Source organism: Carboxylicivirga sp., from assembly GCF_982718395.1.
Genome location: NZ_CEXQWX010000036.1, coordinates 1 through 24448 on the forward strand (window position 1 = coordinate 1; position 24448 = coordinate 24448).

A 24448-nucleotide genomic window follows, 5' to 3' on the forward strand; every position below is an offset into this window, starting at 1 on the left:
TTCAACACCCATGCCCGATGCCTCGACTGCTACCAGTTTCACGCGCTCGTCATCCAGAAAGTGATAAAACGAACCGGCTGCGTTACTGCCACCACCCACACAGGCAATCACATAATCGGGATAATCCTTTTCGGTCTTCTCCTTGATTTGCTGTTTAATTTCTTCACTGATTACTGCCTGTAAGCGTGCCACCATATCAGGGTAAGGGTGCGGTCCTACCACCGAACCAATCAGGTAAAAGGTATCTTCAGGGTTACAAATCCAATCACGTAAAGCCTCATTGGTAGCATCCTTTAATGTGCGACTACCAGATGTAGCTGCAATCACTTCAGCACCCAACATTTTCATGCGTGCCACATTGGGAGCTTGGCGCTTAATATCCACTTCACCCATATACACCACACACTTCAGCCCCATCAACGCACAAGCCGTTGCTGTAGCCACTCCATGTTGACCAGCACCTGTTTCAGCAATAATACGCTCTTTACCCATGTGCCTGGCAATTAAAATCTGTCCAACTGTGTTGTTGATCTTATGCGCACCGGTATGATTCAGGTCTTCGCGCTTTAGGTAAACATTGGTCTGGTACTTTTCTGATAATCGCGTGGCATAATACAAAGGTGATGGCCGCCCTACGTAATCTTTGAGCAAAGCCTTATACTCTTTCTGAAAAGCTGGTGAATCAATAATATCTTTATAAACCGCTTTCAGGTTTTCAATATTGGGATAGAGCATTTCGGGGATATAGGCGCCTCCAAAACGACCATACATTCCCTTTTCATCCACCTGGTATTTATTCCTATTGCTCATTATTCTTACTATTTTCTTAATTCTTTGATAAAATGATCTAAGGATTCGATGTTTTTCATCCCCGGTTCAAGTTCAAATTTGCTATTCACATCAATCGCCTTGAGATTCAAACCTTCTATTTTTTTTATTTCTTCAACGTCATCAGGTCCAATACCTCCACTCAGAAACACTGGAAGGGCATTGTTATATTGCTTGAGTAAACGCCAGTCAAATTTTTTACCACTCCCACCGAAGGCCTTTGTTTGCGTATCAAACAAAAAATAGTCACAATAATCCTGATAACACCGTGTTTGCTGAAAGTTAAAATCTTCATCCACCCGAAATACTTTCATAACCTGTGCTCCAGACTGTTTCAACATATAACACAACTCAGGCGATTCATCTCCATGCAGTTGAATCATATCCAACCCAAAATGTATGCACTTCTCATTGATGGTTCGTTCACTTGCGTTGACAAAAACACCAACTTTCCGGATGTTTGCATCAATCTCAACATCCGGCTTTTGATCGATGTAACGTGGTGATTTTTCATAAAAGATAAAGCCTATGTAATCGGGCTTTAAAAGCATCAGCTCCTTAATATTCGAACTATCACGCATACCACATACCTTTATTTCAGGAGTCTGATTCATGAAAACTAATCTCTAAAATGTTGCATTTGATTTAACGTTGATCACTTTGGCAAATTCCGCGAAAGCCTCTGCCGGATTATCGGTCTTCATAAAGTTCTCACCAATAAGAAAACCATCAAAGCCATTCTTTCTCAGATAAAATACATCCTCTGGTGAGTGAATACCGCTCTCTGAAATTTTCAATTTATCACTTGGCAAGAATGCCGCCAATTTAATGGATTGATCAAGGTCTACTTCAAATGTCTTAAGGTTACGATTATTAATACCCACCACATCAACAAAAGGGTTAAGTACATTCGTTTCCTCAGGCGCATGCAACTCTATTAACACTTCCATACCCAAATAATTAGCCAACGCCCCAAGCTCTTTCGCCTGATTCTTATCCAGGATGGCGGCTATCAACAGTATGGCACTGGCACCTATTGCTTTGGCTTCATATACCTGGTAAGGATCAATGATAAAATCCTTGCGTAAAATAGGGATTGCAGTTACATGGCGAGCTGTTGTCAAATCTTCTTTACAACCTCCAAAGAACTGTGTATCGGTTAATACCGACAAAGCCGAAGAACCTGCTTGTTCATAACCTTTAGCCACATCTTCCACCTTGGCTTTTCCGTTAATAACACCTTTAGATGGTGATTGACGTTTAAATTCGGTAATGATACCTGTTCGCTCTGGATTGACAATGGAGTTTTTTAAAGATGGTACAGCCTCATTAAATAAAGGTTGATTCATCAATTGCTCCACTGGAGTAACTTTGATGGCCTCGGCCACTTCAATTTTCTTTTGAGCGACAATTTTATCGAGAATATTCATTTTTTAAAGACTTAAGACAAAAGAATCAAGATATAAGACATTATTCCATTTAAGAAAGGCTTAACAAGGTTGACAGAACCTTAGCTGCCTTTCCTTCCAATAAAGATTGACGAGCCTCATCGATGCAATGCTCCAAGCTTTTCTCTTTAAAGTAACATTGCAAGGCCAGGGCTGCATTGGCAATCACCACGTTATTCTGTGCTTCGGTTCCATTTCCATCCACCACGGTTTTGAAAATCTGGGCTGCTTCAGGAACTGTATCTCCTCCAAAAATCTCGGCGGGTTGAATCTGGTTCATATTAAAATCCATTGGAGAATAAATTTGTTCACCACTATTAGTGATGGCTTTAAAATCACCTGTAAGCGATACTTCGTCATAACCATCCAAAGCATGAACTATACTGTATTGCTTATCTGTTTGCTGATAAATATACTGATACACACGGGCAAGTTCCAGGCTAAACACTCCTACCAGCTGATACTTGGGAAACGACGGATTAACCATTGGCCCCAACATATTAAAGAAAGTTTTTAACCCCAACTCCTTACGAATTGGCCCCACCGCCTTCATGGCAGGGTGAAACAAAGGCGCATGTAAAAAGCAGATGTTGGCTTTCTCCAGTTGTTCTTTTAGCTTGTCCTCGTTATTTGTAAACTGGTACCCCAGATGTTCCATTACATTCGATGATCCACAAGAAGAAGACACGCCATAATTACCATGTTTCGAGACTTTGGCGCCAGCTCCAGCTACCACAAGCGACGCTAAAGTTGATATGTTAAAGGTGTTTTGTCCGTCGCCACCCGTTCCACACATATCAATGGTTGGATAACCATCTAGATCAATGCGTAAACACAGTTCAAGCAATGCGTCACGGAAACCCGATAATTCTTCAACCGTAACAGGCCGCATCATAAAAACAGTTAGAAAGGCCACCACCTCCGATTTATTATAGCTCTCTTTAGCAATGTTCACCAACACTTCTTTCGCCTCCTGCCGTGAGAGCGTTTTATGGTTGAGCAGTTGTTTTATGGTTGTTTTGATATTCATAGTGTAAAGTTTCTGGCTGTTGGCTATTAACTAATAGCTATTTACAGCTTGGTTAATTTATTATCCTCTAACTTCTAACTAACTCTCTAACCAGTTCCTTATCATCTCCTTGCCATGCTCAGTCAAAACAGATTCCGGATGAAACTGAACACCATGAAGGTCATATTCTTTATGCATTAAACCCATAATTTGTCCGCCGGTTTCTTTGGACGTAATCAGTAGTTCATCGGGTAAATCCTCTTCATTCACCACCCAACTATGGTAACGCCCTGCTTTGAAATTTTCGGGTAAGCCTTTAAAAATGTACTCATCTTTATTAGTAATGCTAACAGGTGTAGCAACACCATGGTACACTTTATTCAAATTGCGGATACTTCCCCCAAACACCTCTGCAATAGCCTGACAACCAAGGCACACCCCCAAGATACTTTTGCTTGGTGCATAGGTTTTTATTACCTCTTTTAGAATACCTGCCTCATCAGGTATTCCCGGCCCGGGCGATAAAAGAATCTTGTCATACCTGGCCACATCGTCAACACTTATTTCGTCGTTGCGAAACACATCTACTTTATCATCAACAATCTCCTCTACATAATGCACAAGGTTGTATGTGAATGAATCGTAATTATCTAAAACTAGTATTTTCATTTTATTTAGCTGTTAGTTGCTAGAAACTCGCTTCTAGCTTTGGTTTTTATTTTGCTAGTGGCTATCTCTAGCCTCTAGAAGCATGTTATTTTTTAAAATTCTTCCGCCAAATGGATGGCTTTCTTTAAAGCTCCTAACTTATTATTTACCTCTTGCAGTTCGTTTTCCTCTTTTGATTCACTGACCACACCGGCCCCTGCCTGATAAAATAAGGTATTATTCTTACTTAGGAAAGATCGAATCATAATGGCTTGATTAAAAGATCCGTCTAAACCAATGTTACCAATACATCCACCGTAATAACCGCGGTTTTGATTCTCAATTGAATCGATCAATTGCATGGCCTTGTATTTAGGTGCTCCTGATAAAGTACCAGCCGGAAAGGTATCGGCCATTACTCTCGATGCAATTGATCCTTCCTGTAATTCACCGCTCACATCTGAAACAAGGTGAATCACATGTGAATAAAACTGAACCTCTTTATATGTATTAACAGTTACATTCTCGCAATTACGACTTAAGTCGTTTCGTGCCAAATCAACCAACATCACATGTTCTGCATTCTCTTTTTCATCCTTACTCAGTTGTATGGCCAACTCCTGATCTTTACTATCGTCACCGGTACGTTTAAATGTTCCCGCAATTGGATTGATAGTGGCCATATTTTCTTCGATCACTAATTGAGCCTCCGGTGATGAACCAAAAATCTTGTAACTTCCATAATCAAAGTAGAATAAATATGGTGATGGATTGATATTACGAAGTGCCCGGTATACATTAAATTCATCACCGGCAAACTGCTGCTGAAACTGTCGGGATAATACAATTTGGAATACATCACCTCGGAAACAATGCTCTTTGCCCTTACTAACCATGGACATAAATTCTTCGTCGGTCAGGTTAGAAATCTCATTGTTTGATGGTTTGAATTGAAAGTTGGGGATGGTTCGATTATAAAACTGTTCAATTAAATTTTGGCTTTGTGAAACTTCATCTTTTCTCAAGTTTTCAATGAGGTAAAGCTGGTTGGTAAAATGGTTAAAAGCGACAATGTACTTGTAGAATGTGTAACGCAGCTCTGGTATGGTATGCAAATCCTTCTTTTCAGCTTCAAATCTTAGCGTATCAAAATACTGTACTGCATCAAACGTAGAATAACCAAACAAACCATTTACTTTAATTGGGCATTCTCCCTCTTCGACCTGAAAGCTATTAATAAAAGCATCCAGAAGTTCAGGAACATTGTTTTCTTTAGTTATCTCAATCAGTTGCAGTTCTTTATGGGCCTCGCCTTGCATTACTTGTCCATTATCAGCAATAAATTCATACAATGGATTGAAACAAATAAACGATAACGAATTCCTATTACTATGATAATCACTACTCTCCAATAATATGGTATTAGGGTAGGCATCCCTAAGCTTTAAGTATAGACTAACGGGCGTTGCGATATCGGCCACATTGGCCGGAATTGGTGTTACTACACTTTTGATATTTATTATTTCCATGGTATGGTTAAATTTAATGAATTAAAAAAGGCTTACCGAGAGTCTCGGTAAGCCTTTTGTTCATATCTTTTACATATACGACGGTTGCCCTTAACTCTCGGTTGAAAGATAAGTGTAATGCCACCAGCCTTTATGTGTTAAAATCAAATTCATTTCTTGCTTTTGCAATTGTACGCTACAAAGATTTGGAATAATTTTTATAAAAAGCAAACCTAGTTTGAGTTTTTTTTATTTTCAAACAAAAGATTGACACAAATTAGGAATTTATTATGTCAGATTATCAGCGATACAACACAATTGTTTTTAATTTATTCATGAAAAATGGTAATTCGGATTCATGACAAAATCCAAATCACCATTATTCAGGTAAAAATTTAAAGGGCTGAGCACTTACTAAACTCAGGAACATAAATAACTCAACCCGGGGAACATAACTAACTAAAGGTTACTTTTCCTGTTTTGACATCATACATGGCACCAACAACAGTTAATTCACCATTGCTAACCATTTCATTCAAAACAGTACTTTTCGACTTTATATTTTCAATTGTTAGCTCGACATTTTTATCGGCTACTTTATTTACAAAATCTATATTGCCTGAATTACGAGCCTCACCTTCGGCTGAATGTGTTTGTTCAACAGCCGGTTTGATCTTATCAAGCATTTGAGTCAGATTGCCAAGTTTAGCATCATCACATGCGCCTTTAACTGCTCCACAGGATGTGTGCCCCAAAACAACTATTGCTTTTGCACCTGCCAGCTTACATGCAAATTCCAGGCTACCAAGTATATCTTCATTAACAATATTACCAGCTACCCGTCCATTAAATATATCTCCAATTCCCTGGTCAAAAACCACCTCTGTAGGAATACGGGAGTCAATACAACTTACAACGGCAGCAAAAGGGTACTGACCTCCTGCTGTTTCTTCAACTTGCTTTATCAGATCACGGTTTAGCTGTTTTTTTTCAACAAAACGAATATTACCTTCTTTTAGTAAATCAACTGCTTTACCTGGCGTAATATCAGCCTGCGTTTGAGCATTTTGTGTAATTGCATTCATAGCACTAATTTTTAATTGTTAATACTTAAACCTCACTTAAAGCAAATTCCACAGCTTTACGCTGATTGCGAATTCCCTTTTTCTCCCGCTCTCTAATTTCAACCTTTATATTACGATAATCTGCACTGGTTTTAAACTCATCTATTATCTCAATTACATCGTGGCAGATATTTATTGATTTTGAAGCATCAATAATGACTTTTGAGTCATTTGGTACTTGTCCCAAGGTATTTAGTATGCTTGCTTTGTTAATAAAAGTAACATCTTCAGCCAGCTCCAGATGTAATTCTTTACTCTTTAAATGCTTATCTGTCTCAAATAAGAATGGCTTTTTATAATTGTTATAAAGAATATACATCACTGCAACAACCAAGCCCATTACGATACCTACCAGCAAGTCGGTAAATACGATGCCTAAAATCGTTACCATAAACGGTGCAAAATGCTCCTTTCCTAAACCATACATCTGCTTGAACAAAACAGGTTTTGCTAATTTGTAACCAACAACAAAAAGAATAGCAGCCAAACTTGCCAATGGAATAAGATTAAGTACTCTTGGTATTGCCAAAGCGCATAACAACATTATAACGCCGTGCAAAATAGCTGATATTTTGGTTTTTCCTCCCGATTGAATATTGGTGGAACTTCTTACAATAACCTGCGTAATTGGCAATCCTCCAATTAGCCCCGATATAATGTTACCAACTCCCTGTGCCTTTAACTCACGATTCGTTGGCGTTACACGTTTTTGTGGATCTAATTTATCTGTAGCCTCTAAGCACAATAATGTTTCAAGACTTGCAACAATCGCAATAGTTGCACCTATTATCCAAACGGTCGGATTCAAGATCTGGCTAAAATCAGGGGTAGTAAATTGCCCAAAGAAACCTGATATACTTTCTGGTACCGGAATGGCCACAACCATATCATTTTTTAATAATAAGGATGGAATGGATTGAAAAACCAGGTTTAAGAAGATTCCAATAGCCACTACAACTAATGGTCCTTGAACGATATTAAATAACTTAATCTTTTTGATGAAAGGGCGTTCCCATAATATCAGAATAGCCATTGAAATAATTGTTATTAGTGCTGCTCCCGGACTAATGGCTTCAAACATATGATATAGCTCCGATAAGGTGTTATGACCATCTGGTTGGGTAAATGACAAGCTTCCTTGGTAATCTTTATCATATCCTAAACTGTGTGGAATTTGCTTTAGGATAATGATAATACCGATACCCGACAACATTCCTTTAATTACTGATGAAGGGAAGTAATATCCAATAATACCAGCTTTAGCATAACCCAAAATAAGTTGGAGGATGCCACCAATTACAACTGCTGTTAAAAAGATTTCGAATGAACCTAATTCAGTAATCGCTGACAAAACTATAACTGCCAATCCTGCTGCAGGACCGCTAACTCCTAACTGAGAGCCACTTAAAGCTCCAACCACTATACCTCCTATAATTCCAGCTATAACTCCTGAAAAAAGAGGTGCGCCGGACGCTAATGCTATTCCTAAACATAGAGGAACTGCAACCAGGAATACAACTATTGAAGCAGGAATATCCTGCTTTAGGTAACTTAACAAACCACTCTTACTCTTACCAATCATCTTAAAATCTAATTAAATCATTTTAACACTACACATCGACCTGTTATGTTGTTTGCATTCAAATTGCATAATCATTTTCGATGCAAATCTATTACTTTTTCCCACAATAGCAATACTATCTTTTTAAATTGCCAATACTATAACATCAAACATTAAAACTTGTTCAGAAAAAATTTTACTTTTGTTGTAAATTAGATTTGCCACTATGTCTATTGGAATCAAAATCAGCTTAAATGACAAGCTTTACCTGCGTGATCCGCAAGAAACAGCATTAGGACAAAAAATTATTAAGCACAGCATTCTCCTGATTGATGAAATTGGATTTGAAGCTTTTACTTTCAAAAAGTTAGCTACTATAATGAAATCAACAGAAGCATCTGTTTACCGTTATTTTGAAAATAAACACTTGTTGCTGCTCTATTTGGTTTCGTGGTACTGGGAATGGGTAAGCTATTTAATTGATATCAATACCATGAATATAAAATCACCCGAGGAGCGATTAAAAATCATTATTGGCACATTGGTTTATGCTTATAAGGAAAACCCTGCAATTGACTACGTTAATGAAAGTGTTTTACATCGCGTAATCATTGCTGAAGGAACTAAAGCTTATTACACCAAAGAGGTTGACAAGGAAAATACAGAAGGATTTTTCTCTAACTATAAAATGCTTTGTGAAAAGGTTGCTAAAGTGATAACTGAAGTGAATCCTGATTTTCCATATCCTCGTGCTTTAGCAAGTAATTTATTCGAAATGGCAAATAGCCACAGTTATTTTGCCATTCATCTGCCTCGATTGACGGACGTAAAAGTGAAAAACGAGAATTACGAAGAAGTTAAGGATATGCTTCAACATTTTACTGATTCATTGCTACTTAATAAGTAAGTTTAGAGTAACAAAATATAAAAGCCGTTCCAGATATTTCCGGAACGGCTTTTTTTGCTAACTCAATAAAAAATAATTATTCAACGTCCCAAACATCACCTGAATGAATCAGGTCACTAAACGATTTGATGTTTGATTTTTCTTGTACCGCCTCTAATTGATCCTCAACGCATTGATCATATACAGGAGCTTTAACAGAGCGGATAACTCCTAAAGCAACAGGATACTCGGGGTATTCCATATCAGCCAGTTTAAGGTGAAGCGTTATATCATCACAATGAGCATTGTGCACCAGAATATCATCTTCAGTAATGCCGTTCTCACCAATGGTAACTACCTTAAGTTCCAGGCCATCCAACATTAAACCTTTGTCTTGCTCTTTACCAAAGATCATTGGTTTTCCATGTTCCAGCTTAATTGTTCGATCAAGTGAATGCGCTTTATCCGTAATAGCATTGTGAGTTTTATCGTTGTAGATCACACAGTTCTGTAATACCTCCACAATCGATGTTCCTTCATGCTTAGCTGCTTCTTCCATCATCACAACCGAATGCTTCACATCTTTATCGATACAGCGAGCAAAAAACTGACCACGAGCACCAATACAAAGCTCACCCGGACGGAATGGTGCCTCAACCGTTCCAAATGGAGAAGTTTTCGAAATAAAACCTCGTTTTGAGGTTGGTGAATACTGACCTTTTGTTAAACCATAAATCTGGTTATTAAAAAGGATCACATTAATATCAATATTACGACGAATGGAGTGAATAAAATGATTACCCCCAATTGCGAGCGCATCACCATCACCCGTTATCTGCCAAACCTTTAACTCAGGATTAGCTACCTTAACACCTGATGCTACAGCTGAACCACGACCATGAATGGTATGAAAACCATAAGTTTCCATATAATATGGGAAACGTGACGAACAACCAATACCAGATATAACTGCTACTTCTTCCTTTTTATATCCCAAAGCCGCCATTGCTTTCTGCACAGAATTAAGAATGGCGTGGTCTCCACAACCAGGACACCACTTTACACTTTGGTCGCTTTTAAATTCAGTAAATTTTACTTGACAATTTTCAGCCATCATTTATTCCTCCAGCAATGTTTTAAAGTGTTCTTTTAATTCTACTACCGTAAATGGTTGTCCCTGTACTTTGTTAAAACGCAAAGTTTGAATATCAGGGAAGTTCATTGTCAGGTAATCGGCAAATTGACCAAGGTTTAATTCACACACTACAATTTTCTTGTAGCGCTTTAATATATCGTATGTATTACGTGGCAATGGCTTAATGTAGTTAAAATGTGCTAAAGCCAACTTATGTCCTTCGTTATGCAACTCATCAACGGCTGTAAACAAATGGCCAAAAGTTCCACCCCAACCAACAATAAGTGTATCAGCGTCTTCGTCGCCTAACAATTCTAACTCAGGTACAACATTAGCTATTTTCTGTACTTTTTCCTCACGAATCTCAACCATACGCTGGTGGTTAAAGGCATCATGTGAAACAGCACCAGTGTGCTCGTCCTTTTCCAAGCCTCCAATACGATGCTCTAAACCAGCAACACCTGGTTTAGCCCATTGACGCGACATTTTTTCTAAATCACGTTTATACGGATGCCAGTCTTTCTCATTTACATCGGCCGTTGGCACTTCAATTTTTGGCCATTCTTCCATATCTGGCAAACGCCAAGGCTGTGTACCATTTGCCAAAAAACCGTCAGTTAATAAAATAACTGGTGTCATGTGTTCAACAGCAATTTTAGCCGCGTAAAACGCGTAATCAAAGCAGTTGGTTGGTGAACTTGCAGCAATAACTACAGCCGGACTTTCTCCATTTCGGCCATAAAGCGCCTGCATAAGATCCGATTGTTCCGTTTTTGTAGGCAAACCGGTTGAAGGTCCTCCACGTTGAACATTTACAATAACTATTGGCAATTCAGCAATCACAGCAAGGCCGATAGCTTCACCTTTTAATGCTAAACCAGGGCCTGAAGTGGTAGTTACAGCTAAACTACCAGCAAAACTTGCTCCTATTGTAGTACAAATACCTGCTATCTCATCCTCTGCCTGAAATACCTTCACACCTAAATCTTTACGGGCACTAAGTTCCTGAAGTATTTCGGTGGCAGGTGTAATAGGATATGATCCAAGGAACAATTCCAATCCACTTTTCTCAGCAGCAGCAAGAAATCCCCATGCTACGGCAACGTTTCCACTTAAATTCCGATACTTTCCTTTCTTAATATCGGCTGGGTGAATATGATAAGAAGGTGTTAATGCCTGAATGATGTTACCATAGTTATAACCATCTTCCAAAACCTTAATATTGGCTTCAACCACCAATTGGTTCTTCGCAAATTTCTTCTTTATATAGTCCTTGGTGTGATCTAAAGGTCTGTCGAACAACCAATATACCAATCCAAGTGCATACATATTCTTACTTCGAAGAATACTCTTATTATCAAGTCCCATATCTTTTAAGCTCTCTTTTGTGAGCGTTGTGATAGGTGCTTTAACAATATTATAATCTCCAAGCTTGCTTTCTGTAATCGGATCGTTAGTTTCATAACCTGCCTTACGCAGATTTTTTTCATCACAATTATCCACATCTAAGATAACTGTTCCGCCCGGCTTCATCCATTTGGCGTTCGCTTTTAGTGCGGCCGGATTCATTGCAACTAATACATCACAATAATCACCAGGGGTGAATACTTCTGTATGTCCAAAATGTACCTGAAAACCAGATACCCCACTAATAGTACCTTGTGGAGCACGAATTTCAGATGGATAATCGGGAAACGTTGATATATCGTTTCCAAAAATAGCGGAGGTGTAAGAGAAGAGAGTTCCTGTTAACTGCATCCCGTCACCAGAATCGCCAGAAAACCTAACTACTACTTCATCTCTTTCAATAACTTTTGACCTTTTACCCATGATTGATAAGGTTCTGATTTTGTATCTATATTAAAACAAAGTTAAGCAATCAATAAAAAGGAAATCAATGTAAATAAGCCCGTTGCTATCAACATTAATTTCCTCTGAAATACGGAGTAAAGGTAGAGATATGACTATATCGACTTGTTGACATTTGTCATGTTCCGCCTATATACACCTTGTGTTATACAACACATTTCATTAATTCACCTGTATTGGATTAATTATATCTTAACATTAACAATTTTGGTATCCCAACTTAGAAAAGATGATTGTAAATTTGCTCCCTTAAAGTGAATTACCGTAAACATTATTTAGGTTCAAGTACTTGTATAAATATCGACACAATAAAATAACAAATCAATACATGGCGCTAATAAAAACAGTTAGGGGATTCACCCCAAAGATTGGTAAAAATGCATATCTGGCAGAGAATGCAACCATAATAGGTGATGTTGAAATTGGAGATGACTGTAGTATTTGGTTTAATGCTGTCCTAAGAGGAGATGTTAATTCGATACGAATAGGTAATAAGGTAAATATTCAGGATGGTTCAGTTTTGCACACCTTATATCAGAAATCGGTCGTTGAAATTGGCGATAATGTCTCCGTTGGCCATAATGTAACGATTCACGGTGCTAAGATCGAGGACAATGTACTAATAGGTATCGGAGCAACCGTATTAGATCATGCGGTTATTGGAAGCAACTCCATTATTGCAGCAAATTCGCTTGTTCTTACTGGTACTATAGTTGAACCCAATAGCATTTACGCTGGAGTACCGGCTAAAAAGGTAAAGGATATTGAACCGGAACAATCGCGTGAAATGGTACAAAAAATAGCTGACAATTATTTGATGTACGCAGGTTGGTTTAAAGAAAAGTAAACTTTGAGCTATCAGCTTTATGCTGATAGCTTATTACAAACTAATATGCGCAACATTTAAATCACCCTGGAAAAAGATTCCTGCCGTTTGCTTAAATTTCGATACCTGCTCAGTGGTGTAGAAATTTACCTTTCCTCCCTTTGAACATTTTCGCTCCATTTCTACGTGCCGCTTCAAGTAGTCCTTTAAACTATCACCGACAATATCGCCCTGCTCCACTAATCTTATTCCTTTAGGCAAATACTTCCTGATTTTATCACTTAGTAATGGGTAATGGGTACATCCTAAAATCAAGCTATCAATATTGGGGTCTTTAGTTAATAGATTGTTTACATGTTGCTTAACAAAGTAATCTGCTCCCATATTCGTAAACTCATTATTCTCTACTAAGGGCACCCACATCGGACATGCTTCCTGAGTGACACTAACATGAGGATACATTTTATTAATCTCGATAGAATAAGACTCTGATTGGACAGTCCCCATAGTGCCGAATATGCCAACATGCTTTGTATGGCTAATTTGATCAATGACTTCAACACTTGGTCTAATAACACCTAACACACGCCTCTCTGGATCAATTCCTGGTAAATCTTTCTGCTGTATATTTCTCAAGGCCTTAGCTGAGGCTGTATTACAGGCCAATATAACCAAGTGTGCACCCATTTCGAATAATTTCTTAACTGCCTCGAGTGTGTACTCATATACAACTTCGAATGAGCGTGTACCATATGGCGTACGTGCATTATCTCCCAGATAGATATAATCATAGTTGGGCAGGTGTTGAATAATTTTATTTAAAACGGTTAATCCGCCATACCCTGAATCAAAAACAGCAATTGGCCCAGTCTTTTCCATACTAATGTTTTACAGACCTTTAAATATCCAAAAGCGGGTGACTAATTATTAGTCACCCGCTTAAAAAATCTAATATATCTTTATTGTACTCCTAATTTTGTTTTTACAAGTGGTGCACAATCAACACTTTTATCTGAATGGTAAACAATAACCTGAGTGCTGATATCGAAGATATAAATCAAGCCTTGCTCTTGCCCAACTTCATCGATAGCTTTCTGCACTTTAGTAATAATTGGCTGTAATAATTGCTGCTCTTTTGTTCCTAACGACTGTTGCGCCATTTGGCTGTATTGCTGCATACGTTGCTGGTAATCCTGAATTTCCTTTTCTTTAGTGGCACGAATCAAATCAGGCAAAGTATCACGTTGTGCCATGTATTCTTCATATTTTTTGGCCAAATCTTGTTCCATAACCTGTAATTGTTCCTGCAGTTTAGTTGCTTCGTCCTGAAGCTCTTTATCTGCAGCAATTTTATCAGGTAATTGACCAACAAGCTCCTGAATATTTACATGACCAAATTTTAATTCCTGCGCCTCTACCTTTCCAACAAAGGCGAAGACAACTAATACAACTATTACTTTTAAAAATTTCATATCTTATTTCTTTATTTTCGTTTTTACTGAATTCCTAGTTTAGCCTTAACAAGTGATCCCACATCTATACTCTTTTCTGAAGCAAAAACAGGGACTCTGCTTGTCATTTCAAAGATATACAAAAAACCTTCTTCATCACCAACCTCTTGGATAGCAGCTTTTAACTTCTGAATAATTGGAGCTTGCAACTCATTTTGCTTGGCCTGAATTTGTTGTTGAGAAAGTAAGTAGTAGTTCTGCACTTTCTGGTTTAACTCCATCAATTCAGTTTCTTTAGCCGTACGTGCTTCAGCACTTAACCCCGGAGCTTCTGCCTGATAAGCTTGCTGCTTACTTTGTAATTCTTCCTGCATTGTTACCAACTGAGCTTCTTTCTCATCGAATTCAGCTTCCATTTGCTGTTCTACAGCCTTTAGTTCAGGCATAGCTTGCAATATTTCAGCACTATTAACGTGACCGAATTTCATTGGCTGCTGGCCGTTAACTGTCCCAACAGCGAGTAATATAATCGCTAACAGCGAGTAGTAAACTTTCATATCTAGTTTTTTAGTTATTCACTTTTATACCCCAATTCTACTAAAACGTCATCACTGATATCATATTTAGTATCCACAAACATAATACCCATGCCAGATGCTTTGTCGAAAACAGCAGCAATATTCTCTTCAGCTGCAATATCAGCAATTGCATTATATATTTCGTCCTGAATTGGCTTTACCAAGGCCTCACGACGTTTGAATAATTCACCATTCTGTCCAAAATAATTCTGTTGTAATTGTTTGGCTTGCTTTTCCTTTTCAACAATTTCATTCTCACGCTTAACTTTCATCTCGTTAGATAAAAATACATTCTCCGCCTGATAATTCTTATACAACTGAGCAATCTCTTCAAAACGCTGTTCAACTTCTTCCTGCCATTTCCCAGATAACTGAGACAGTTGCTCATTGGCAGCTTCATAAGCAGGTACATTGCGCAAGATATATTCTGAATCAACAAAGGCATACTTTTGAGCAAACGCAAGTTGCCCAACAAATAACAATGATAATAATACGATATTTCTCATAGCTCAAATTTTTAGTACACCTAACCTAAACAAAAATCAAACCAAACAATTATCTCTCTGTAAATTAGAAGCTTTGACCGATAACAAAGTGGAATTGACTACCGCCCGCATTGCTTCTATAAAGACTTTCATCAAATCCGTATCCCCAATCAATACCCATCAATCCGAAAATAGGTAAGAAGATACGTAAACCTACACCAGCCGAACGTTTCAGCTCAAAAGGATTATAATTTTCATATCGGCTCCATGCATTACCGGCTTCAAGGAATGCCAAGGCAAAAACAGTGGCCGATGGTTGCAGTGCCAATGGATAGCGAACTTCCATTGTCAGCTTATTATAAATATTACCATCATATGAACCTTGCGCATTAAATGGTGTTAGCGATGAGTTTTCGTAACCACGTAATCCGATTGTTTCGCTACCATACATACTAAAGCCAGCCATACCATCACCACCTAATACGAATTTCTCGAATGGCGATTGAAGATCTTTATTATAATAGCCTAAGAAACCCATTTCCATTTTACCCATCACAACCAATTTACTGGCATTGTCAATTGGTTTATAGACTGCTCCTTTGAATGTCCACTTATGATATTCAATCCTTTGGTACTTTTCTTCGTCGGATGCACTAGCCCAATCTTTATCTTCCTGGAACATCGACCAAGGCGGTGTAAATTCTAAACCTACAGAAAAATCTGAACCCTGGCGGGTATAAATTGGATTATCAATTGAACGACGACTCAACATTACCTTAAAGTTCAGGTTGTTGGAAATACCATTCTGCATGATAAAATAGTTCCAATCCAAAAGGTTATATCGTTGGTAACTTACTTCAGTGTAAAGTGAGAAGAAATCATCAGGCCAACGTAAACGCTTACCAAAACCTAATGACATACCTGTGATTTTCATATGCTGGTCAATGGCCTCCGGATCTGTTATTCCTCCATATCCACCACCGTAGCCATATCCGCCACCGTAACCATATCCACCACCATAACCAAAGCGTGGATCGTAATAACTTGAGCTCACACCTGTTTGAATCGAGTGATAGATTGAGAAACTTAAAGAGTTTGGTTTTTTACCACCAAGCCAAGGCTCAGTAAATGATAAACTATATGACTGATAAAATTTACCATTGGTTTGTGCTCTTAAAGCCAGTGTTTGTCCGTCACCTGTTGGCAATGGACGCCAAGCTTCTTTATTAAAGATGTTACGCATTGAGAAGTTGGTAAACTTTAATCCTAAAGAACCAACAAACATACCTGCACCCCAACCTCCTGATAACTCAATCTGGTCATTTGCCTTTTCTTCTAGTTGATAAACAAGATCAACCGTTCCGTTATCCTGATTTGGTTGAACATCGGGAGAAATATTTTCAGGGTCAAAATGCCCTAACTGCGCTAACTCGCGAACCGTACGGATCAATTCTGATTTACTAAATAACTGTCCGGGTTTTGTTCGCACTTCACGACGCACGACATGCTCGTGCGTTTTTGTGTTACCGCGAATGATTACTTTATTAATAGTAGCTTGCTGGCCCTCAAATATTCGCATTTCGATATCAATCGTATCACCGCGAACCCCTGTTTCAACAGGTGTAATATTTGAAAACAGGTAACCATTATCCATATACCTGTTATGCACAGCATCTTCGTCGCTTATCAATCTTTCATCCAGATATGTTTGATTAAAAATGTCACCTTTTTTGATGCGTAAATCATAAGCCAGCAATTCGGATGGATAAATTGTGTTACCAACCCATGTGATATCACCGAAGTAATATTTGTTACCTTCTTCTACAACCAGTTTTACATCAACTGTGTTGTCCTCAAGATTTTTACTTACTTCTTCACTCACAATCCGGGCATCACGGTATCCCAATTCATTGTACTTACCAATAACAGCAGCCAGATCTTCCTCATATTTTTCAACAACGAATTTTTTAGTCCTGAAAAAGTTGAGAATCTTACCTTTCTCATTAGTCTTTTTCATAGTACGGTTTAATTTACCGTCACTAAGAACACTGTTCCCTTCAAAGCTTAAAGAGCTAACTTTAACTTTATCCTTTTTATCAACATTGATATCAAGAGTAACATGATTTGGTTTTGCAGGATCATCTTTCTGAACAATATTAACTTCAGTATTATAAAACCCTTTACTTACAAAATAATCAGTAATGTACTTTTCGGCCCGGTCTACCATAAATGGCGTCACCTGAGAGCCTTTCATCATAGCAACCTTTTCCTCAACTGTTTCGATTTCATTTTTCTTCAGACCCGAGAAATACATTTCCGATAAGCGGGGTCGTTCCTGAAGATAAATCTCTAAATAAATCTGTCGCCCTTCAATCTTTTTAGCTTTAATCTTTGCATCAGAAAAAAGTCCATGTTGCCAATATCGTCTGATAGCCTCTGACACCTCATCACCAGGTACGGTAATTTGCTGCCCGACTTTTAATCCACTGATGTTCACTAATATTTTTGGATCCAGATTCTGAACACCTGTTACTTCTATATCAGCAATAATGTATTTACGTGGTGTACCGGAATAGGATATATTAGGAACTTCGGCCGTTTGTCCGTTTATATTTAAAATGGATAATATAAATACGAAAACAAATAATAACTTATAACGCATATTACCTTCCATGCAATTTAATAGTTTGTTCGTTTTTTGGTTTGCATTATCATCTCACACATCTCCCTCTTCATGCAAAAACCTTATTTTTTTATTTGATCACCTGTTTTTCCAAAACGTCTCTCACGCCCTTGAAAATCAAGTAGAGCCCGGTAAAAATCATCTCTCCTAAAGTCGGGCCATAAAATATCGCAGAAATATAGCTCAGAATATGCTAACTGCCAAAGTAAAAAATTACTTATTCGGTGTTCACCGCTTGTTCTGATCATTAGTTCAGGATCAGGAATTCCGGCAGTAGCCATTTTACCAGATATAACATCTGCATCGATGTTTTCAATATCTAATTGGTTATCTTTTACATCTTGAGCAACTTGCTTAACAGCTTCAATGATCTCCCATCTTGAGCTGTAACTAAGTGCCAAGGTTAATGTCAATCCGGTATTTGACGAGGTTTTTTCGATACAGGAATTTAATTTTGCTTGTACACCTTTTGGTAATGACTCTTTACAGCCAATGGCATTCAGCCTGACATTGTTTTTCATTAATGTTGCTGTTTCTGAACTAATTGTTGAAACAAGCAAACTCATTAACGCATCCACCTCTGTTTTAGGTCGGCTCCAATTTTCAGTACTAAAAGCGTAAAGTGTCAGGTATTTCACTCCCAATTCAGCCGCTGCTTCAGTAACTTCCCGAACTGCGGTTACACCATGTTTATGTCCAAACATACGGGAATTACCTCTTTTTTTAGCCCAGCGCCCATTACCATCCATGATTATTGCCACGTGAGCTGGTAGTCTATCCTGTATCAGTTCGTCTTTTAACGACATACTTTCAACCTGTCTATTTTTTTATACCATCATTACATTTGGTTTTCCGTTTCAACATACTTATTGTAACGTACACACCAGCAAACGATATCCAATCGTTGTTATGGGTAAAAGTGCTCTCTCCAAATCCGTATGGGTCAGAAGGGTCAATACTTCCATCTCCAACATAGTCCAAGTCATCAACAAATGTTTTTCGAAAAGTCCACTCGGCACCCACTCGAATATATTTGTTAATCTTGTACTTTGCACCTATACCGAACGGCAAAGATAATATAAAACTTGGTTTGCCCGCAGAATTTTCAGATTCTGTATCAATTCTGCTATAAATAGTTGTAGCAAGGCCAATTGAAAGGTATGGGGTAAATGTAGTTGTTGATATAAATTTATGATCGTATGATCGAAAATTAAACTCGACTTGAGCTGATATATCGCCTATATTCCGGCTAAAGGAATAATCTTCAGTACTTGACTCAAGGTATTTTAAATCCTGTCCATGATAGCTCCCGCTGATATTACCCATTAACGCCATTCCTTTCAAAGCGATTCGGTCTGTAAATACATACCTTGCGATTCCACCAACCGCCGGATGTGCATTAGCAAAAGGAACCCCCTTTGCCAAATCTCCGAAATAATAGGAAGCACCAACAAAACCACCTAATTCCAATCGGTCCTGAGCTTGAGTTGAATTACTGATTACAACTGCAAACAACAAGCACAAACAACTTATTGAGGCCTTTTTGCTGCTATTGATAAATCTTTTCAGAGCTAATTTTAACATTATAAAGTATGTGTCTTTTATGGCACCTGCAAGTATACTATCCCAATTCAAAGTGATACATTTTTAAACACCAATTCGTAAAAAATATTGCACTAAAATAAAGATTAATTGCGCTTATCAACGCCCCACATCAGTTTATTACGTAATGTTGTGAAAAAAGAATGCCCTTCAAGCTCTATAACCTTAACGCTAAACCCTGCCTTTTTGACCTTTAGATTGACACTATTCTCAAATACTTCGCTGCGAGAATCAAGGGAAGCTAAAAACTTTGAATCACGTCCGTTGACTTTTAAGGTTATTTCCACGTCATTGGGCACCACTATCGGACGAACATTCAGGTTATGAGGTGCAATTGGTGTTATAATGAAGCTCTTACTATCAGGATGAAGAATCGGACCACCAACACTTAATGAATAAGCTGTTGATCCTGTAGTAGTTGATATAATCAGGCCATCGGCCCAAAAGGAATTCAGAAACTCATCGTTTACAAAGGTATGTACGGTTATCATGGCAGAACTATCTCGTTTCGACACAGCCAATTCATTCAATGCAAAATTACATCCACCAAAATGATCACCCATGGTCTCCAGCGCTAACAGATCTAACTGTCGCACACTATACTTACCTTCAAGTATTTTATTAATAGCTGCCCGCATTTCTCCCTGTGAAATATCTGCCAGGAACCCTAAACGACCACTATTAATCCCAACAATTGGAATTCCTTTATCCTGCACATATGTGACTGCTTCCAGAAATGTTCCGTCTCCTCCAATACTAAACACTAAGTCTACATCTGTTAACTCCGACTTTTGCTCAAAGAATGCACTAATTTCAGGCTTCACTTTCACATTGGTAAGCAGAAAATCGTAAAAAGGTTTATGAATGATCACATCTACATCATTCTCTTTCAGTATTTGAAACAGACTTTTACAAGCATTGTAAAAAACCTCTCCGAATTGTTTTCCAAAAACAGCTATCCGCATAACATTCAGTTAATCTATATCCTTATATCTATATGGCCAGATTGAAATGTACAAAAAAGCCATGTTTTTTTTGTTTATTAACAGAATAGTTAAAGCTCCAAACCATGTCATAAAATGTAACAAAGTCTACACCCAACCCATAACCGTACTGCCATTCGTTAACAAAGGTATTAGATATTGGTGGATTATCTTGCCATACATAACCAAAATCATAATAGGACTTGAGGTATAACGCATAATTAACTTTTGCAAACTGGGTTAATGGCATAAAACCGATGTTTTTAACACGAGGCTTTAATAAGGTAAACAACACCTGATTTTTAACAGAAGCTTGCCGTGTTCCGTCAATTACATATAGTTCATAACCATTAAGAAACCGATTATAGCCACTTCCGGCATTTAATACATAAGGCAACTGATTACTTGTATTGTATTCACCATAAACCAGACTTGCCCAATTCCATCGATCATTCAAACGAAAATGTTTATCCAACTGCGCTCCAATCTTCAGATTGTTGAGATCGTCTTGCCAAATACCAAAACCAGTTTGTGAAGCAACCGCTTTAAGTCGTGTCCCCTTTAATGGATATACTTTTGAATCCCGGTTGTCATACACATACTCGTATTTTAATTCCAAAAACCTAAGCTTATCATCATCAGGCGTAAGATAATTAGGGTTTAAGTCAACAATTGAATCGCTGACGCTAAATTGATTGTACATCACTTCCAACCGATGTCGCTGATACAAACCGGATCGCAATGAATAATACAATGAACCTATATAACTGACCTGCGCCATCTCTGATTCAAGACTTTTAAAAATTTGTTGGTTATCAATTGTCATATACGGCAATTGATCTTGCATGCTAAAGTTAAAGTATGTTCCCCAACCTCCTCTTTTATTATACTCTGGTGATGAATATCCAAGTAGTATCTGTGTTGTAAACCCCAGACGAATTCGAGCAATTATCTTTTCATTCCGTCCGCGAAAATTATCACGTTTAAGATAAACCCCATAATTAACCCTTGACCAATCCCTACTATTAAAGAAGGCACTGAGATTACGATCGGCTACTTCAAAGATTGGAAAAACCCACCAATACCATCGCTCATCAACATGAATATGAAATATCACTGTATTATCAGATTGCAATGTGTATCGTATGGAGACAAAATTAAACAAAGAGGTATTCAGCAGGTTGTGCCGGCTTCGTTTTACCACCTGTCCCAGTTTATCAACCAGAATTTTATCTCCCTGCTTAAATATTAATTCATTAAGGATGACCCGAGGCTTTGTGATTTTATTATTGGATATAACGATTTGCTGCACCACAACATAGTGCTCTACAGATTGAGCATTCTCCTCATCAGATGGAACTAAAGCATTAGCCTGTAAGTAAAAAAGCAAAAGGCCTATGCACAAATAAAATATTTTGATGGCACTCCCATAAGATTTCGTCATACACACCTTTTAACTACTACATATTCAGATACCGCATAAGGGCGTCGTAGTTTTTTTTCACAGTATCATCGTAGGAATCATCTCCAACATATGTTGTTTTAACCGAGTAATCGTAGCGATCAAAAGCATTCAATACAGGTCTGACATCGGTACGGTTCAATTTAATGGCAATACATAACCTCTCAGAACCTGACGGTTGTGACACATACAAACTTAATATCTTTGCATCTGCATCTTCTACAATGCGCGAAATCTCAGCTAAAGAATAATCTTGCGGCAAAAGTTCCAGTTCAATAATTCCACCAGGAGCATGCGCCGCTATTAAATCAGCAAATATTTGCAATAAATCACTTTGCGTAATCAAGCCCAAATAGTTTTCTTCTTTATCCAGCACTGGAACAACTGTTAATTTAAGACGGGAAGCAACCTCAATCACATCAAAAATATGCTGATGCGAAAAAACGAATGGCCTTGAAAATGACAAGGAATGGTTACCTAAAGCCTCTTCGGCTTTATTTAAATCATAGATATCCACATCGCTGATCAAACCTAAAAACGACTGATTGTTGACTATTGGCAAATGTGACACCCGAAACACCTCCATCCAGTTCAGCGCATCTAAACCAGTGTCTGATGTTTTTAAGGTAGGTACCACTTCTGATATTAATTCTTTTGCCAACATAGATTACTTTTGGAAATACTTTATAATTTTGCGCGACAATAAAAACCCTTTGTCAATGTAATTGTTTGAGTATTAAAATTACTGTCAAACATTATAACAAACAAAAATAAGGGATAGTTTATTTTGTATTTAATCACTCATAATTGGGTGTTCATCAATTAATCAAAAATGACAAAACTTAGTGTTAACATAAATAAGGTTGCCACGCTTCGAAATTCAAGAGGCGGAGATACTCCTAATGTATTAAAAGCAGCCATTGATGTGCAGGAATTTGGCGGAGATGGTGTAACAGTGCATCCTCGACCAGACGAAAGACATATACGCTATAAAGATGTACATGATATCCGTCCTGTGATTAAAACAGAATTTAATATCGAAGGCTATCCTTCAAAAGAGTTTATTGATTTAGTATTGGCTGTGAAGCCACATCAGGTAACCTTAGTACCCGATCCACCTGAAGCGCTTACTTCGAATGCAGGTTGGGATACGGTTAATAATCTCACCTTTCTTCAGGATGTTATCGGTCGTTTTAGTGAAGCAGGTGTTCGCACATCTATATTTATTGATACTGACTTAAAAAATATTGAAGGAGCGGTAAAAACAAACACCGATCGCATTGAGTTATATACCGAACCATATGCAAGTAATTTTGCGAAAGATCGGGAGGAAGCCATAGCTCCATTTGTTGAAGCGGCTAACCTTGCCAATAAAATTGGTTTAAAAATTAATGCCGGTCATGATCTGAACCTGGATAACCTTAAATACTTTAACGAACGAATCCCATTTTTAAAAGAAGTTTCGATCGGACATGCTTTAATTAGTGATGCCTTATACATTGGATTAGAAAAAACAATACAAATATATCAGCAGCAACTGATTAAATAATATCAAATGCAACTCTTTCATCGTGAATATGGGAACGATGGTCCCGCCTTAATTATCCTGCACGGCTTATATGGTGCTTCGGATAACTGGGTTTCTATTGCGCGTCAATTGGAAAAAGATTATCATATCTATCTGATCGATCAGCGCAATCATGGACAGTCGCCACACAGCAATGTTCACGATTTTGAAAGCATGTCAAAAGACCTTTTAGAATTCTTAAACAAACAAGGCATTGACCGGGCACATCTGGTTGGACATTCGATGGGGGGTAAAACGGCGATGCGCTTTGCCCTTGAACATCCCAAGCGCATTAACAAACTGGTTGTTCTGGATATTGCTCCAAAATCTTATGCATCGTTTAGTAACTATGCACAGATTACAAACAATCATCAATTGATTATCAACACCATGTTGAATGTGCAGTTTGAAAAAGTTACCAGCCGGCAAGATATTGACAGACAATTGGAGAAGAACTTACCTGATGATAAACTAAGGCAATTTTTACTTAAAAATGTCGAACGGCAAAAAAATGGCTCTTACCGCTGGCGACTGAATCTGGAAGTCATAAAAAGTACGCTTGAACTGGTCATGGATGGTTTCTCAATGTTAAATCCTGAAACGAATCGATCAACCTTGCCAGCCATTTTTATTCGCGGTGAGAACTCGGGCTATATTATAGATGAGGATTCTCTTATCATTCGAAAGTTCTTTAAGAATGCTGAATTAGTAAGTATCCCTAATGCAGGACACTGGTTGCATGCCGAACAACCTGAGCTTTTGATCAAGACATTGGCATACTTTCTATTGGATTGA

Annotated in this window: 24 protein-coding genes; 4 read left to right on the plus strand and 20 right to left on the minus strand. The window is 38.0% G+C overall.

What is annotated here, in order from left to right; genetic code table 11:
- The 8 genes from trpB to AC4MRQ_RS08940 all read right to left on the minus strand — a co-directional run.
- On the minus strand, positions 1-810 hold an 810-nt coding region (gene trpB, locus AC4MRQ_RS08905), incomplete at its 3' end, for a tryptophan synthase subunit beta (RefSeq protein ID WP_491197317.1).
- An 8-nt stretch (positions 811-818) separates the two neighbouring features.
- Positions 819-1442 carry a phosphoribosylanthranilate isomerase gene (locus AC4MRQ_RS08910; protein ID WP_491197318.1) on the minus strand — a complete coding sequence of 208 codons (624 nt, stop codon included), beginning with the start codon at positions 1440-1442 and terminating at the stop codon, positions 819-821.
- Between the two features lie 12 nt (positions 1443-1454).
- Positions 1455-2258: an indole-3-glycerol phosphate synthase TrpC gene (trpC, locus tag AC4MRQ_RS08915; RefSeq protein ID WP_491197319.1), complete on the minus strand. Its 804-nt coding sequence runs from the start codon at positions 2256-2258 to the stop codon at positions 1455-1457.
- 49 nt (positions 2259-2307) lie between these two features.
- A complete protein-coding gene (trpD, locus tag AC4MRQ_RS08920; protein WP_491197320.1) occupies positions 2308-3306 on the minus strand; it encodes an anthranilate phosphoribosyltransferase in 999 nt (332 codons plus the stop codon).
- Between the two features lie 78 nt (positions 3307-3384).
- Positions 3385-3954, minus strand: coding sequence for an anthranilate synthase component II (locus AC4MRQ_RS08925; protein ID WP_491197321.1), 570 nt, complete (start codon positions 3952-3954; stop codon positions 3385-3387).
- A 92-nt stretch (positions 3955-4046) separates the two neighbouring features.
- Positions 4047-5462, minus strand: a complete 1416-nt coding sequence (locus tag AC4MRQ_RS08930; protein ID WP_491197322.1) for an anthranilate synthase component I family protein — start codon at positions 5460-5462, stop codon at positions 4047-4049.
- A 434-nt stretch (positions 5463-5896) separates the two neighbouring features.
- A complete protein-coding gene (locus AC4MRQ_RS08935) occupies positions 5897-6526 on the minus strand; it encodes a carbonic anhydrase family protein (protein ID WP_491197323.1) in 630 nt (209 codons plus the stop codon).
- Positions 6527-6551: 25 nt separating this feature from the next.
- On the minus strand, positions 6552-8147 hold the full coding sequence (locus tag AC4MRQ_RS08940; RefSeq protein ID WP_491197324.1) for a SulP family inorganic anion transporter: 1596 nt from the start codon (positions 8145-8147) through the stop codon (positions 6552-6554).
- Positions 8148-8352: 205 nt separating this feature from the next.
- Here AC4MRQ_RS08940 and AC4MRQ_RS08945 point away from each other — a divergent pair, with 205 nt between their 5' ends.
- Positions 8353-9033, plus strand: a complete 681-nt coding sequence (locus AC4MRQ_RS08945; RefSeq protein ID WP_491197325.1) for a TetR/AcrR family transcriptional regulator — start codon at positions 8353-8355, stop codon at positions 9031-9033.
- A gap of 76 nt (positions 9034-9109) precedes the next feature.
- Here the strand turns inward: AC4MRQ_RS08945 and AC4MRQ_RS08950 are convergent, their stop codons facing one another.
- Entirely contained in the window at positions 9110-10126 is a 1017-nt protein-coding gene (locus tag AC4MRQ_RS08950) for a 2-oxoacid:ferredoxin oxidoreductase subunit beta (RefSeq protein WP_491197326.1), read from the minus strand.
- A 3-nt stretch (positions 10127-10129) separates the two neighbouring features.
- Complete coding sequence (locus tag AC4MRQ_RS08955) at positions 10130-11977, minus strand: 2-oxoacid:acceptor oxidoreductase subunit alpha (protein WP_491197327.1); 1848 nt, start codon at positions 11975-11977, stop codon at positions 10130-10132.
- A 367-nt stretch (positions 11978-12344) separates the two neighbouring features.
- On the opposite strand from AC4MRQ_RS08955, the gene AC4MRQ_RS08960 reads away from it, so the two are divergent.
- On the plus strand, positions 12345-12863 hold the full coding sequence (locus AC4MRQ_RS08960; protein ID WP_491197328.1) for a gamma carbonic anhydrase family protein: 519 nt from the start codon (positions 12345-12347) through the stop codon (positions 12861-12863).
- Positions 12864-12896: 33 nt separating this feature from the next.
- On the opposite strand, the gene murI is transcribed toward AC4MRQ_RS08960, so the two are convergent.
- The 10 genes from murI to AC4MRQ_RS09010 all read right to left on the minus strand — a co-directional run bounded on the left by murI (position 12897) and on the right by AC4MRQ_RS09010 (position 22750).
- Positions 12897-13721: a glutamate racemase gene (gene murI, locus AC4MRQ_RS08965; protein WP_491197329.1), complete on the minus strand. Its 825-nt coding sequence runs from the start codon at positions 13719-13721 to the stop codon at positions 12897-12899.
- Between the two features lie 80 nt (positions 13722-13801).
- Positions 13802-14314 (minus strand): OmpH/Skp family outer membrane protein, encoded by a 513-nt coding sequence (locus AC4MRQ_RS08970; RefSeq protein ID WP_491197330.1) that lies wholly within the window; start codon positions 14312-14314, stop codon positions 13802-13804.
- 23 nt (positions 14315-14337) lie between these two features.
- The gene (locus AC4MRQ_RS08975) at positions 14338-14850 is read right to left on the minus strand and encodes an OmpH/Skp family outer membrane protein (protein ID WP_491197331.1); all 513 of its coding nucleotides are present in this window, start codon (positions 14848-14850) and stop codon (positions 14338-14340) included.
- Between the two features lie 14 nt (positions 14851-14864).
- Positions 14865-15377: an OmpH/Skp family outer membrane protein gene (locus AC4MRQ_RS08980; protein WP_491197332.1), complete on the minus strand. Its 513-nt coding sequence runs from the start codon at positions 15375-15377 to the stop codon at positions 14865-14867.
- Between the two features lie 64 nt (positions 15378-15441).
- Positions 15442-18030 carry an outer membrane protein assembly factor BamA gene (gene bamA / locus AC4MRQ_RS08985; protein ID WP_491197333.1) on the minus strand — a complete coding sequence of 863 codons (2589 nt, stop codon included), beginning with the start codon at positions 18028-18030 and terminating at the stop codon, positions 15442-15444.
- Between the two features lie 71 nt (positions 18031-18101).
- Positions 18102-18845, minus strand: coding sequence for an undecaprenyl pyrophosphate synthase (uppS, locus tag AC4MRQ_RS08990; protein WP_491197334.1), 744 nt, complete (start codon positions 18843-18845; stop codon positions 18102-18104).
- A 13-nt stretch (positions 18846-18858) separates the two neighbouring features.
- Positions 18859-19674, minus strand: a complete 816-nt coding sequence (gene porG / locus AC4MRQ_RS08995) for a type IX secretion system protein PorG (RefSeq protein ID WP_491197335.1) — start codon at positions 19672-19674, stop codon at positions 18859-18861.
- Positions 19675-19727: 53 nt separating this feature from the next.
- Positions 19728-20606, minus strand: a complete 879-nt coding sequence (locus tag AC4MRQ_RS09000) for an NAD kinase (RefSeq protein WP_491197336.1) — start codon at positions 20604-20606, stop codon at positions 19728-19730.
- 28 nt (positions 20607-20634) lie between these two features.
- Positions 20635-22068, minus strand: coding sequence for a BamA/TamA family outer membrane protein (locus AC4MRQ_RS09005; protein WP_491197337.1), 1434 nt, complete (start codon positions 22066-22068; stop codon positions 20635-20637).
- Between the two features lie 16 nt (positions 22069-22084).
- Positions 22085-22750: a CBS domain-containing protein gene (locus AC4MRQ_RS09010; RefSeq protein ID WP_491197338.1), complete on the minus strand. Its 666-nt coding sequence runs from the start codon at positions 22748-22750 to the stop codon at positions 22085-22087.
- A gap of 168 nt (positions 22751-22918) precedes the next feature.
- Between AC4MRQ_RS09010 and AC4MRQ_RS09015 the strand changes: the two genes are divergently transcribed.
- A complete protein-coding gene (locus AC4MRQ_RS09015; RefSeq protein WP_491197339.1) occupies positions 22919-23635 on the plus strand; it encodes a pyridoxine 5'-phosphate synthase in 717 nt (238 codons plus the stop codon).
- 6 nt (positions 23636-23641) lie between these two features.
- Entirely contained in the window at positions 23642-24448 is an 807-nt protein-coding gene (locus AC4MRQ_RS09020; protein WP_491197340.1) for an alpha/beta fold hydrolase, read from the plus strand.